The organism is Actinomyces sp. oral taxon 175 str. F0384, from assembly GCF_000223355.1.
Classification (GTDB): domain Bacteria; phylum Actinomycetota; class Actinomycetes; order Actinomycetales; family Actinomycetaceae; genus Actinomyces; species Actinomyces oris.
On sequence record NZ_AFUR01000001.1, the window covers coordinates 1 to 13,493 of the forward strand.

9 protein-coding genes are annotated in these 13,493 nt (G+C 69.0%); 7 read left to right on the forward strand and 2 right to left on the reverse strand.

Annotated features, from left to right (window positions below; all coding sequences use genetic code 11):
- Together HMPREF9058_RS00005 and HMPREF9058_RS00010 are read left to right on the forward strand one after the other, a co-directional pair.
- Positions 1 to 627, forward strand: a 627-nt coding sequence (locus HMPREF9058_RS00005; RefSeq protein WP_009406164.1) for a hypothetical protein, incomplete at its 5' end; no start/stop codon positions are given.
- 83 nt (positions 628 to 710) lie between these two features.
- Positions 711 to 1,223 (forward strand): PH domain-containing protein, encoded by a 513-nt coding sequence (locus HMPREF9058_RS00010; protein WP_009747236.1) that lies wholly within the window; start codon positions 711 to 713, stop codon positions 1,221 to 1,223.
- 105 nt (positions 1,224 to 1,328) lie between these two features.
- Here the strand turns inward: HMPREF9058_RS00010 and HMPREF9058_RS00015 are convergent, their stop codons facing one another.
- Both HMPREF9058_RS00015 and HMPREF9058_RS00020 read right to left on the reverse strand, forming a co-directional pair.
- On the reverse strand, positions 1,329 to 1,859 hold the full coding sequence (locus HMPREF9058_RS00015) for a carboxymuconolactone decarboxylase family protein (protein WP_009405795.1): 531 nt from the start codon (positions 1,857 to 1,859) through the stop codon (positions 1,329 to 1,331).
- A 56-nt stretch (positions 1,860 to 1,915) separates the two neighbouring features.
- Positions 1,916 to 2,494, reverse strand: coding sequence for a peroxiredoxin (locus HMPREF9058_RS00020; RefSeq protein ID WP_009747315.1), 579 nt, complete (start codon positions 2,492 to 2,494; stop codon positions 1,916 to 1,918).
- A gap of 316 nt (positions 2,495 to 2,810) precedes the next feature.
- Here HMPREF9058_RS00020 and HMPREF9058_RS00025 point away from each other — a divergent pair, with 316 nt between their 5' ends.
- The 5 genes from HMPREF9058_RS00025 to HMPREF9058_RS00045 all read left to right on the forward strand — a co-directional run bounded on the left by HMPREF9058_RS00025 (position 2,811) and on the right by HMPREF9058_RS00045 (position 13,437).
- Positions 2,811 to 3,821: an MsnO8 family LLM class oxidoreductase gene (locus tag HMPREF9058_RS00025; protein ID WP_009405935.1), complete on the forward strand. Its 1,011-nt coding sequence runs from the start codon at positions 2,811 to 2,813 to the stop codon at positions 3,819 to 3,821.
- 86 nt (positions 3,822 to 3,907) lie between these two features.
- A complete protein-coding gene (locus HMPREF9058_RS00030; RefSeq protein ID WP_009747460.1) occupies positions 3,908 to 5,611 on the forward strand; it encodes a methyltransferase in 1,704 nt (567 codons plus the stop codon).
- A 386-nt stretch (positions 5,612 to 5,997) separates the two neighbouring features.
- Positions 5,998 to 10,176, forward strand: a complete 4,179-nt coding sequence (locus HMPREF9058_RS00035) for a SpaA isopeptide-forming pilin-related protein (protein ID WP_009406135.1) — start codon at positions 5,998 to 6,000, stop codon at positions 10,174 to 10,176.
- A gap of 89 nt (positions 10,177 to 10,265) precedes the next feature.
- The gene (locus HMPREF9058_RS00040) at positions 10,266 to 11,867 is read left to right on the forward strand and encodes a SpaH/EbpB family LPXTG-anchored major pilin (protein WP_009747618.1); all 1,602 of its coding nucleotides are present in this window, start codon (positions 10,266 to 10,268) and stop codon (positions 11,865 to 11,867) included.
- A gap of 205 nt (positions 11,868 to 12,072) precedes the next feature.
- The gene (locus tag HMPREF9058_RS00045) at positions 12,073 to 13,437 is read left to right on the forward strand and encodes a class C sortase (protein ID WP_009406395.1); all 1,365 of its coding nucleotides are present in this window, start codon (positions 12,073 to 12,075) and stop codon (positions 13,435 to 13,437) included.
- Positions 13,438 to 13,493: the final 56 nt, after the last annotated feature.

A 13,493-nucleotide genomic window follows, 5' to 3' on the forward strand; every position in this document is an offset into this window, starting at 1 on the left:
AGCACCGCCCGGCTCCTGGCCTGCCTGCCCGTGGTCGGCCTGGGGCTGGGGATGCTCGTGGGCGCCGACCCCGCCTCCCTCCTGCTCGACGGCGGACTCGGCAGCGCTGCAGGGGCGCTGGGTATCGGGCTCATGGTCGTGGGGCACCTGGTGACCAGGCGCCTCATCCGCGCCGCGACGGCCGAGGGCGAGGTCGTTGACGAGGCCCTGGTCCTGGACCTGGCCGCCGCCGCCCTGAGTGCCGGTGCCTCAGTGCCCGGGGTGCTCACCGCCTTAGGCGCGGCCCTGGAAGAGGAGGGGGCCGGCGTCGTGGGGCGGGCCCTGCTGCTGGGCGCCCCGTGGGAGGAGGCCTGGCAGGCGCCCGAGGACGAGCAGTGGAGGGCGCGGCGATCCCGCCTGGAGTCCTGCCTGCGTCCCGGCTGGGAGGACGGGGCCTCACCGGCCGCCCTCCTGGCGGCGACGGCGGCGAGCCTGCGCGCGGGGAGGCATGCCCGCGACGAGGAGGCAGCCGAGCGCCTCGCGGTGCGCCTGGTCCTACCGCTGGGCGCCTGCCACCTGCCGGCCTTCGTCATCCTGGGGATCGCGCCGGTCGTCGCCTCGGTCGGCATGAGCATGCTCAGTGGGTGAAGGCGCCCCGCCCGAGGCACGCTCAAGCGGGTACTCCTGCCCTCTTGGGTGCGCGAGCCCCGGCGGCCTGGCACGATGGGGGCATGGCACTGTCGAAGAAGCTGCTGAGCCGCGACGAGGTCGTGGTGCGGCACATGCACACCCACATCAAGGTCCTCCTGTGGCGGTTCGTCGTCGAGATCCTCCTGCTCGTGGTCGGCGTCGTCGCCTCGGTCATGGCCCCCACCAGCTGGCAGCCCTGGGGCATCGTGGCGATCTGGGTGGTGATCCTCGTCGCGAGCGTCCCCCTGCTGCTCCTGCCCTGGCTGCAGTGGTACATGCACACCTACACCATCACCACCAAGCGCATCATCACCCGCTCCGGCATCATCAGCCGCATCGGCCACGACCTGCCCCTGACCCGGATCTCCGACATCCAGCTGGACAAGGACGTCGCCGACCGTTTCTTCGGCTGCGGCACGCTGGCCCTGCAGACCTCCGCCGACGACCCGCTCCTCCTGCACGACGTCCCCCACGTGGAGACGGTCCAGGTCGAGATCTCCAACCTGATCTTCAACGACACCCAGGGCGCCATCGACGCCGACCCCCGCAGCTGAGCGGCACCGAGGCGCAGATACGGGGCGTAGATACGCAGACAAGACGGCGGCCGCCGGTCCCCTGAGGGGGAGCCGGCGGCCGCCGTCTGAGTCGTGGTGATCGGGTCAGTCGAGGGTCTCGACGACGCCGACCGCCTGGGCCACGCCGGTCAGGGTGGCGGCGATGCGCACGGCCTCCCAGACCTGCTCGGTGCTCAGGCCCTCGCCGCGCACCGTGGCCTCGTGGGCGGTCACGCACTTCTCGCAGCCGTTGATGGTGGACACGGCCAGGCTCCACAGCTCGAAGTCGACCTTGTCCACACCGCCGGAGGTGCTGATGATGTTCATGCGCAGGCCCATGCGCTCGTTCTCGTAGGCCGAGCCCAGGAAGTGGCGCGTGCGGTAGGCGACGTTGTTCATCGCCATGATGGAGGCGGCGCCCAGGGCGGCGTTGATGGCCTCCTCGGACAGGTGGGTGCGGGCGTCCTCCATGACCTGGACCAGCACGGACTCGTTGCGGGTCGCGGCGGCCGCGGCCACGAAGGTGCCCCACTGCTGCTGCTCGGTCAGCGAGGAGGAGCGGGACAGGGTGGACAGGTTCAGGGAGAGGTCCTTGGCCCACTCGGGCAGGGCGGAGCGCAGGTTGTCGATGCTCATGTGTTCTCGTTTCGTCGTCGTGGAGATGGCGAGGTCAGGGGCTGGGGCGGGGCCCGTCAGCCCATCTGGCCCAGGGCGTCGATGGTGGCGGCGCCGGCCTGCCAGTTGCAGGCGCACAGCTCGTCGGACTGGAGGGCGTCGAGCTGGCGCAGGATCTCCTCGGTGTTGCGGCCCACGGAGTCGGCGGTCACGGAGACCGACTGGATGACGTTGTGGGGGTCGATGATGAAGGTGGCGCGGTCGGCCTCACCGGTGGCGCGCTTGATGCCCAGGGCCTCGGTGAGCTCGCGGTTGAGGTCGCTGGCCATGGGGAAGGGCAGGTCCTGGAGCTTGTCGTGGCTGCGGCGCCAGGCGTAGTGGGTGTACTCGTTGTCCACCGAGACGCCCACGACCTCGCAGTCGCGGTCCTTGAAGTCCTGGTAGAGGTCGCCGAAGGCGGCGATCTCGGTGGGGCACACGAAGGTGAAGTCCTTGGGCCAGAAGAAGACGACGCGCCAGGTGCCGGCGGGGACCTGCGAGGAGACGGTGGTGAAGTAGTCCTCGGGCTTGCTGGCCTCAACCTCCTTGAGGTTGCCGGGAACGACGGCGGTGAGCTCGTAGGCGGGGAACTGGTCTCCGATGGTGAGAACGGCCATGGGTGCCTCCTGAAAGATGCGAATCGCGGTGCGAGTTGGTGCGGGTCTGCGCTGGCCTGCACCGGCCCGGTTGGGGCTGGTGCGGGGCGGCTCCGTCGGTCCAACCGTAAGGCGCCAGCCTCATAGGCGCAACTAAACCATCTCCTATTTTTAAGAAGGTGCGCCTTATCTGGTGACGCCGCGGTGACCCGGCCGGAGCCCGGCTGCTCCAGCCCGCCCCGGCGGAATGAGATACCGCCCCGCGGTGTTGCCCCACTATTGCCCCACTGTTGCCCCACTGTCGCCGCACCCCCGCGCCACCAGGTCAGGAGAAGCCATGAGTCCTCGTCTCAGCCGGATCAGCGTCCTCGAGCAGGTCCCTCTCTTCGAGGGGGGAGACGTTCGCCGAACCCTGGGGGACCTCGTCCGCCTGGGGCGCGGCCTGGAGGAGTCCGGCTACCACCGCCTCTGGCTGGCCGAGCACCACAGCACCGGCTCCTTCCTGTCCTCGGCGCCCGACTTACTCATGATGCACATCCTGGACGCCACCGACCGTATCCGGGTGGGCTCGGGCGGCGTCATGGCCATGCACTACGGCTCGCTCCAGATGGCCGAGCGCTTCGCCACCCTGGCCACCCTCCACCCCGGCCGCGTCGACATGGGCCTGGGCCGCGCCCCCGGCGGGGACATGCGTGCGGCCGCCGCCCTCAACCAGGGCCGCGTCATCGACCCCGACGCCATCAACGCCCTCATCGAGGAGACGGTCGCCCTCCTGCGCGACGAGCTTCCCGCCACCCACCCCTACGCCTCTGTCGAGGTCCGCCCCCTCCCGGCCCAGATGCCGGAGGTCTGGCTCCTGGGCTCCTCGGGCCAGTCGGCCGCCTGGGCCGGCGTCCACGACCTCAACTACGCCTACGCCCAGTTCTTCACCGGTCGTCAGCAGGTCGAGATCATGAACCACTACCGCGCCCACCTCCCCGAGGGCCCCGGGCGCGGATCCATCCACGGTGGCCAGACCCTCTCCGCCCTGTGCGTCAGCGCCGCCGCCACCCGCGAGGAGGCCCGCGAACAGGCACTCGTGGCCGCCGACGCCCGCTTCAGCCTGCGCACCGGCCGCCCCATGCGCTTCCGCGACCCGGCCACCCTCGACGCCGCCTACCGCGCCGAGGTCGAGCGCTACCTCGAGCGCGACACCGCCATCATCGTGGGCACCTACGACGAGGTCGCCCAGGCCCTGTCCTCCTTCGCCGAGAACCACGGCACCGAGGAGGTCATGCTCATCAGCTACATCGACGACGTCGAGGTCAAGACCCGCCAGTACGCCGAGCTCGCCGCCCGTCTCCTGTGAGCCGGTGGGGAGCCCTGGGCACCCCGGCGCCCTCCCGTGCGGCGGGGCTCCGGAGATGAGCGGCGCCCCGCGTTACGGTCGGTTCCATGAGCCCCGCGAGCGCCCAGTCCGCCTCTGAGTCCTCCTCCTTCCCGCCCCCGGCGGCCACGCCCGAGCAGGCGGCGAGCCTGCGGGCCGACCTGGCCGACTCCGGCTGGGGCGTGGAGGCAGTGGCCGCCCTCCTGGGCGAGGCCGCCGACGCCGCCCTGCGCCGCGAGATCCGCCTGCCCGCCCTGCGAGCCGTGCGCGCCGCCCTGGCCGCCGGGCCCGCCCCCTCACCCGTGGCCGTCCTGACCGCCCTGTTCATGCTCGGCGATCCGGTCCCCGCCACCGCCCTCGACGCCGCCCTGCCCCGCACCGCAGCGGCGGGCGCCGCCGCCATCGGCCTGGTCGGCGAGCCCGACGGGGCCGGATACGTCCGTGCCCTGGTCGACCTGCGCCCCCACGAGGCCGTCGACGACGCCGGCGAGGTCCGCTGGTGGGTGGCCTCCGACCTGGGCGAGCTCGTCACCGGCCGGGCCCTGGCCCCCGATCACGTCCTGGGCGTCGGCGGCGCCGGCCTCACCCTGGCGGGCCTGACCCCGCGCACGCCCGTGCGCACCGCCCTGGACCTGGGCTGCGGCTGCGGCATCCAGACCCTCTACCTGCTGCGTCACGCCGAGCACGTGGTGGCCACCGACATCTCCGCGCGCGCCCTGGCCTTCACCGCCTTCAACGCGGCCCTGGCCGGCGTGAGCGTCACCGGTGCTCCAGGCGCCGGCTCCGACATCGCCCCCAGCTCCGACCTCGACTCAGAGGCCGACGCCGCTTCCGAGACCGCTGTCGATCCCGGCTCCGGCACCGGCCGCCTGGAGCTCCTGCACGGCTCCCTCCTGGAGCCGGTGGCCGGCCGCCGCTTCGACCTCATCGCCTCCAACCCGCCCTTCGTCCTGACCCCGCCGGCGGTACGCGAGGCCGGCCTGCCCCTCATGGAGTACCGCGACGCCGGCGGCCCCATCCTGCCGGGGCTTGTCTCCGGGCTCGGCGAGCACCTCGAACCTGGGGCGAGCGCGGTCATGCTCGGCAACTGGGAGCATCGTGGCGCCGGCTCGTGGCGCGACGCCGTGGCCGCCTGGCTCCCCGAGGGGCTCGACGCCTGGATCCTTGAGCGCGAGCTCCAGGACCCGGTGGAGTACGCCACCATGTGGCTGCGCGACGGTGGCCTGACCCCCGAGCGCGACCCGGAGGCCTTCGACGCCGCCCTGGAGGCGTGGATCGACGACTTCGAGGCCCGTGACGTGCGGGGCGTCGGCTTCGGCTACCTCATCGTCCACCGTCCCCAGTGCCCCCGCGAGCCCTGGCGCCTCCTGGAGGAGGTGACCACCTCCGGTCAGGGGGTCCTGGGGCCGCACGTTGCCGAGGTGCTGGAGGTGCGCGAGCGGCTCGCCAGCCTCGACGACGAGGCCGTCGCCGACCTGTGCCCGCTCCTGGCCCCCGACGTCACCGAGGAGCGCCACCTCATCCCGGGGGCGGCCGAGCCCACGGTCATCCTGCTGCGTCAGGGCGGAGGACTGGGGCGCACTCTGCAAGCCTCCACGGCGGTGGCCGCCCTGGCCGGGGTGGCCGACGGCGAGCTGAGCGTCGGGCAGGTCGCCTCCGCGGTCGCCGCCCTCAGTGAGCTGAATGCAGCCGACGCTCTGGCGCTGCGCGCGGAGATGGTCGAGGCGGCCCGTCATCTTCTGGCCACGGGATTCCTGCGCCCAGGAAAGTGACGACAGGCAGAATGGGGATTTGAGGGAAACAAATGACGGCGAACGTCCGGTGGATATGATTCCTTTCTGAGATAGTTGCGGGTTTGTTGTTGTCTTTCCTCTATCGTCGTGACGTCCCCGTCATCAATGAGATACAACTGAAACCCTCTCTGTTCGGCGCCATTGCAAGGGAAAGTGTCTGCGACGTGCAATGATGCGCGATTGTTGCCCCATGAGCCGATTCTGAGGTGTTGAGGAAGAGGTCGGATGACCTACATTCCTCAGCAGTCACATTTGTCGTGCGCTCCCCGCGCACCCATCCCTCACGATCGGAATCCATCGGCATGTCCCAGTCATCACTTCGCCCGCGGCGCGGGCGCGAAGGACTACTGCGCAGATTCTGTGCGGTGGTCGGTTCTCTTGCCATCGTCCTGGTGACCATGGTGTCGCTGCCGTGGACGGCGCCTCCCGCGGACGCCTCCACCAATGACCTCACCATTCCCCTGGGGGACACCTCGGTGCAGATCGCCTATGTGCGCACCGTTGACACGGTTGATCGGGTGTACGACACGGTGAACGGAGTCGGCTACAACTCCTACCCGTGGGAGTGGGCCTACTCGCGTGCCTGCACTCGCTACACGCCGGGGGCCAATAACTACTGGACTGACTATGTTCACGGCAGCAGCGGCCAGTACGCGGCGGTCGGTTATGGACGCCAGGTGGACGAGGGCCCCTGCCCCACCTACTACCAAGGCGAGCCGGGCGATGTGCAGACCTCGCTGGGTTTCCAGCCCTCCAACACCACGAGTGTCAAGGCCGGAAACGTCTTCCTCGTGGGGCGGATGCGCCACGTCAACAGTCCGATCTACTCCGATGACAGCGCCGTGACCAACCCCTCCCAGGCGAAGGGCACCACCTACTACGGCAGCTTCAATATCAACACCGCCCAGACGATTCAGGCCGACTTCCCGTGGACCGAGTTCGACACGATCAACACGTGCACCGGGAAGCTCGACTCGAACGGCAAGCTCATCATCGGCGACTACGGCACTGACCAGCAGTCGGTGAGGACGCAATACGCCTATGACCGGAACGGGAATGTTGGCCGTTACGACGGGTCCACCTACACCTACATGTACCAGAACGGCTCCCTGGCCTGGTTCAACGGCTCCATGACGCAGGACTTCACTGACAAGAACGGACGCAGCTGCGCCGACGACATCCTCGACATCAAGTCCGACCGCTCCGACACCGCCTGGACGGACCCCAACACCGGCATCAAGTACAAGCTCAAGCTGTGGGGATTCGTCAACAACGGAAACAACCAGCAGTGCCGCGCCGATATGGAGAAGGAGGAGGCCTCCCAGCTGGAGGACCGCTTCGTCACCCGTGAGCGGGCCGTCTCCTACGGCTGCCTCTACGGCTCGATCGAGCAGGAGCGTCCGGTGACCTTCGCCAAGGACGTCAAGGCGGACTCATCGGTTCAAGGGTCGTTGACGATCCCCACCTTCGACTACGTCAACGTCTCACCGGAAGGAACCTTCGGCGCCAAGAACTGGGGGACCCCCAAGTCCCTGACCCCCACCTGGGGCGGTGAGGACGTCGACCCCAAGGACTACACCCTGCTGGCCCCCAACGACGCCGCCACGGTGCAGGAGGCTGGCACGACCCCGCAGGCCGCCGTCGACCGGACGACTGGTGACGTCTGGTCCACCGGCTGGTTCCTGCGCGACGTCAGCTGCACGGTGAGTAACGGCGCCGCCCCGCTGCTGCGCCGCGACGGAACCACCCGCCTGGACAAGTCCGACTCCGTGAACCTCGACCAGCGCACCATCCGCCTCGATGAGACCCAGCTGGCCGAGCGCCAGGACGAGGTCGCCGTCAAGTGCGTCTGGCACAACGAGTACGTCGTCGGCCGTGGGCGCGTCACCCTCGTCAACATCGTCGACGGCGGCAGCGCCAGGCCCGAGCAGTGGACCTTGACCGCCAAGCCCGCCACCGATGGGCTCTTCGGGCAGAAGACCATCACCGGTGCCAGCGGCACGCCCGCCGTCAGCAAGGTCTACACCGCCGGCGGCACCTACGGCCTGTCCTCGGGCAACGGCCCCGACGGGTACTCGCAGAACGGCCCCTGGGTCTGCACCAACGACGACGGCAGCAACGTGCCCGTCAGCGCGGACAACAAGTTCGTGCTGGGCGAGGGCAAGAACGTCACCTGCGTCGTGCACCAGAAGCCCCAGCAGACCCCCGTCAGTGCGGTCAAGAGCGTTGAGGGCGCCTCCGACGCCGCCACGGCCGGCTCCTACTCCCTGAGCTACACCTGCACCCCGGGTCCCGACGGCAAGGGTGCCTCCACCGGCAAGATCCCGGTGGATGCCAAGGGCAACGTCGCGGACCTGCCCGCCCAGCGCGTGGGCGCCACCTGCACCGTCACCGAGGATGCTCGTGACGCCAGGGGACTCAAGCAGCCCGGAACCTCGGCCGGCGGAAGCGTCAGCTGGAAGGACCCGGCCGCCTTCAAGGTGGTCACCAACCCCGGCAACCAGGAGCGGGAGCTCGCCTCCACCGCCGTGGCCCCGGCCAACGGCAACGCCGGCGGTGTCACCTTCACCGTGCCCGACTCCTCGCAGGGAGCCGTGCGGATCAAGGTCGTCAACTCCGTCGTCCCGCACGCCGGTATCGACAAGACCTTCGCCAAGGTCGCCAAGAGCACCGAGAAGGTCAACGGTCGCACCACCTTCGACCAGACCTACACCATCACGGTGACCAACCCCTCCGCCAAGGCGGGCCTCACCTACGACCTCAATGACGCCTGGCAGGTCCCCACCGGGGTCACCGTCCACAAGGTCAGCATCTCCGGTGGCGCCATCACCGGCACGGAGACGCCTCAGGCCGGCGTGCCCTACGTCAAGACCGGCATCTCCCTGCCCGCGGGCCAGAAGCACATCTACACGGTGGTGCTCAACGTCTCCGGTCCCGACGCCGGCCTGCCCGGCATCCAGGGAGCCTGCACCCCCGGCGCCGTCGGTCAGGGCAAGGCCGTCTACAACAAGGCCTCGGTGACCACCAAGGGCGACGGGCAGCCCAAGGAGGCCGCAGCCTGCGGCACCCTGCCCGCCAACCCCCAGTTCAAGGCCTCCAAGACCCCGCTTGACGTGGTCCGTAACGGTGACGGCACCTTCACCTCCAGCTACACGGTGACGGTCACCAACACCTCGCTGGTCGCCAGCCCGGTGGTCGCCGACCTCACCGACACCCCGCAGATGCCCGCAGGCACCTACCTGCACAAGGTGCGGATTCTGGAGAAGGGCGTTGACGCCCAGGGCGTGACCCTCCCCGGGAGGAACGACGCCACCGGTACCTTCAACGGACCGATCACCCTCATCAAGGGGGGCACCGGCGAGAGCCTCGCCGCCGCTCCTCGGGCCGGGGCCGATGGTGGTAGCCGTACCTTCACGATGCAGATGACCTTCACTGTTCGCGAGAACACCCCGGGCTACAACGAGTCCGACTTCCAGTGCGGTCACCAGCGCGCCGACGGCAAGCCCTCCGGCCTGGTCAACACCATCGCCATGGAAGGCGACACTGACGGCGAGGGGAACAACCACGGCTGCCTGTCCACCGACGGCAAGCTGAAGTTCTCCAAGGAGGTCACCACCCAGCCGGGCAACGGCTCGACCTTCGACGTCGTCTACACCGTGAGCGTGGTCAACGAGGGATCGCTGACCGTGTCCACCGGACCGATCAACGACAAGCCCTCCTTCGCCCCCGGGCTCAACCCGACCCTGGTCAAGGTGCAGCGCGAGATGGGACCGACCCGGACGGTCGAGGCCCAGCCCGACGGCTCCTACCGCCTGTCCGACAACGAGAAGCTCTACTCGGGCCTGACGATTCGCTACACCGTCACCTTCACGGTGAAGATCGACCCGTCGGCCGCCGGATACAGCGATGAGCTGCTGGCCTGCACCACGGAGAAGGATCGCCTCGTTCCCGGCCACGGCCTGTACAACAAGGTCGTTCCTCAGGCTGGCAAGGACTCCGACACCCGGCCCGACCACGACGTGGCCTGCGCCAACGTCTCGCCCAATGCCGGCAAGCGCATCCTGTCGATCGTCAAGACCGGCAGCCAGGGCCCCCTGGATGACGCGGCCTTCGACATCTACCCGATGGACCCCTCCACCCCGGGTGCCAAGCCCCTGACCGACGGCGTGACCTTCACCGGCGGCAAGGGAACCGGAACCTTCACCACCACGGGACTGGCCATCAACCGCGAGTACTGGCTGGTGGAGACCAAGGCTCCCGCCGGGCACCAGCTCATGGCCAAGCCGGCCCGCTTCAAGGTGACCGACACGGGCATCGAGCTCATCACCGCCACTCCCGGCGGCTCGGCCCTGACGGTCTCGCGCAGCGGGGCCAGCAAGTCCGACGACACGATCACCGTCCGAGACCTCCAGATCGGCACCCTGCCACTGTCCGGTGGACGCGGAATCGGCATGAACATCGCCGTCGGAATCGCGGCCATCACCGGCGCCGGCCTGCTGGCACTGCGTCAACGAAAGACTTCCTCGTTCGGGCGCTCAGCCTGATCGCGAGAAGAACCCACGACTCCGCTCCGTCGCGCGCGGGTCACCCCTTCTATCCCTCATTCATCCCAACAACACAGGAGAGAACAGAAATGCACTCCCTCAACACGCGCCGGGGCCTCGGCCTCGCCGCTGCGATGACGCTCGCCGCCGGCGCGCTCGTCGCCCCGACCGGCGCGGCGGCACCCGCTGACCCGAACGGCTCCACCATCGACCCCGACGCGGCCACCACGCTGACCGTCCACAAGTGCGAGCAGACCGACACCAACGGCGTCAAGGAGGGGACCGGTAACGAGGACCCCCAGGCCGAGTGCAAGCCCGTCTCCGACGTCGAGTTCACCATCACCAAGCTGAACGTCGACCTGACCACCTACGACGGCTGGAAGACCCTCGCCGACCTCAAGGGTGACGTGGTCAAGGCCGGTGCCCTCAAGAGTGCCACCACCCAGAAGATCACCACCGGTGCTGACGGTCTGGCCTCCTTCACCGACGCCCAGACCGAGGTCGGTGCCTACCTCGTCAGCGAGACGCGCACCCCGGACAAGGTCATCCCGGCCGAGGACTTCGTCGTCACCCTGCCGATGACCAACCCGCAGGACACCGCCAAGTGGAACTACAACGTCCACGTCTACCCCAAGAACACCCTCTCCGGTGTGGACAAGCAGGTGACCGACAAGCCGGCCCCCGGCTCCGGGCGCGACATCACCTACACCATCACCACCTCCATCCCGAAGGTGGACTACCCCGGCGGTGCACGTATCAAGCGCTACGAGGTCGTTGACCGCCTCGACAAGCGCATCAACAAGGACGCCCTCACCCCGGTCGTCAAGATCGTCGGTCAGAACGAGGTGACCCTGGCGAACGGCACCGACTACACCCTCATCACCGCCGAGGGCAAGGACCACAACTGGGCCACCATCCAGCTCACCGAGGAGGGCCGTCGCAAGGCCTCCGAGGCGCGCTACAACGGCAACGGTGACACCAAGATCGAGGTGACCCTGACCGCCAAGTTCGACGCCGCCGTCAACCTCGAGGGCGACCTGTCCAACACCGCGGGCCTCATCCCCAACGACAGCCCCAACTTCACCTGGGACCCGAACAACCCCGGTACCACCACGGACATCCCCGGCATCCCCACCACCCCCGTGCTCTCCAAGTACGGCAAGGTGGTCGTCACCAAGACCGGTACGGACGACCTGGCCGACAAGACCAAGTACAACGGCGCCCAGTTCCAGGTCTACGAGTGCACCAAGACCGCCAGCGGTGCCACGCTGCGTGACTCCGACCCCAGCACCCCGACCGTCGACCCGCTGACCGTCGGTGGGGAGAAGACCTTCACCACCGCCGGCCAGGGCACCGTGGAGATCAACTACCTGCGCGCCAACGACTACGTCAACGGTGCCAAGAAGGACCAGCTGACCGACGAGGACCACTACTGCCTCGTGGAGACCAAGGCGCCTGAGGGCTACACCCTCCAGGCCGACCCGATCCCCTTCCGGGTCCTGGCCGCTGACGCCGAGGCGAAGGCCCCGACCAACCTGACCGTGACCGACATCCCGAAGAACGCCGGCTTCCGCCTGCCGCTGACCGGTGCCAACGGCGTCATCTTCCTGACCGTCGCCGGCGCCCTGCTGGTGGCCGGTGGCGCGGTGGTCGCCTACGCCAACAAGCGCCGTCACGTTGCCAAGCACTGACAGCCTCTGGCAGCCACTGAGGTGACCGGCCCCAGCCGGCCGTCATCACGCTGACTGCTTCCGTGTGGGGGAGGCGGGAGAACCCGTCTCCCCCACACGGGCGTCGCAGGGATCCTCCCTGCCAATCGTTAAACCCACAACCGATCCCCACCGTCTCTCGCAGCGAGCTCCGCAGACAACCCGACGCAGGAAGGCACGGTTCTCCGTGACAGCGCTACTCCCATCACTTCGCGACCGCATCTCCCAGTCCCGCACGAACCAGGCCCAGGGGGAGCCCGACGGCGCGGCCGTGCAGTCCGGCCCGGACGGCCCCGGCTCCTCGGAGGTTGACCCGAAGAAGGCGGCCCGACGCAAGGTCCTGCGCGAGCGCTTCCTGACCTGGTTGCCGCTGGTCCTGGTCCTGGTCGGCGTCGCCGTCCTCCTGTACCCGGTCATGGCGACCCAGCACAACAACGACGAGCAGCAGCGCCTGGCCAAGATGTACACCGCCACGGTGAACTCGGCCGGGCCGGACACCGTCGCCAAGGAGCGCGCCTCCGCCGAGACCTACAACAACAACCTGGAGAGCGCGCCGATCCTCGACCCCTGGCTCGAGTCGCAGCGCCCCGACACCCCCCAGTACCAGGCCTACCTCCACGAGATGGACATCGACCCGGTCATGGCCCGGATCGTCATCCCCTCCATCCACGTGAGCCTGCCCATCTACCACGGCACCGACAGCCGCACCCTGACGGAGGGAGTCGGGCACCTGTTCGGCACGAGCCTGCCGATCGGAGGCCCCTCCACCCACTCGGTCCTCACCGGTCACACCGGGCTTTCCACCGCGACCATGTTCGACAACCTCAACCAGCTCAAGAAGGGCGACGTCTTCTACGTCTCCTCCTTGGGGCAGACCCTCAAGTACGAGGTCAACGACATCACCGTCGTCAAGCCCGAGGAGACCGACTCCCTGCGCAAGGTCCCCGGACGCGACCTGGTCACCCTCATCACCTGCACGCCCTACGGCGTCAACTCCCACCGCCTCCTGGTCACCGGCGAGCGCGTCCCCATGGACCCCACGGCCGCCGCGGCCGAGGAGGCCAAGGCCCTGCCCGCCCCCATGCAGACCTGGATGAAGGCCATCATCGTGGCCGTTGTCATCATCCTGGCCGTCGTCGTCGGAATCCTCGTGCGCCTGTGGTGGACGCGTCGTCGTCGCACCCGTGGTGCCGCCGGGCGAGCCGTCAAGGGCTCAGCCGCCCGCGAGGCAGGCCGCGGTGATGACTCACTCGACGACGGTGCGCGCGAGCGCTGGCCCGGACGCCCCCTGCAGGACGTCGTCGGCCCCGCCGGGGCCGCCGGGGCAGCCGTGGCCGATGCGCAGTTCACCGATGACACCAGCGAGCTCGAGGTCATCAGCCCATCGGCCGCCGCGAGGCAGAGCGCCGGAAGCGACGCCTCCCAGGACCCGCAGGTCGCTCCCATCGAGCAGTCGGCCCCCAGGACGGCCTCCCCCTACGGGCCGATCACCCCGGCCGCAGGCGGCCAGGGGGAGGACCCCTTCAGCGACCTGAAGGCACGTGAGTCGTGAGCAGTCCCGCACAGGAATCGCTGCTGACTTCCTATTGGTTGGTGCGTGCGAGAACC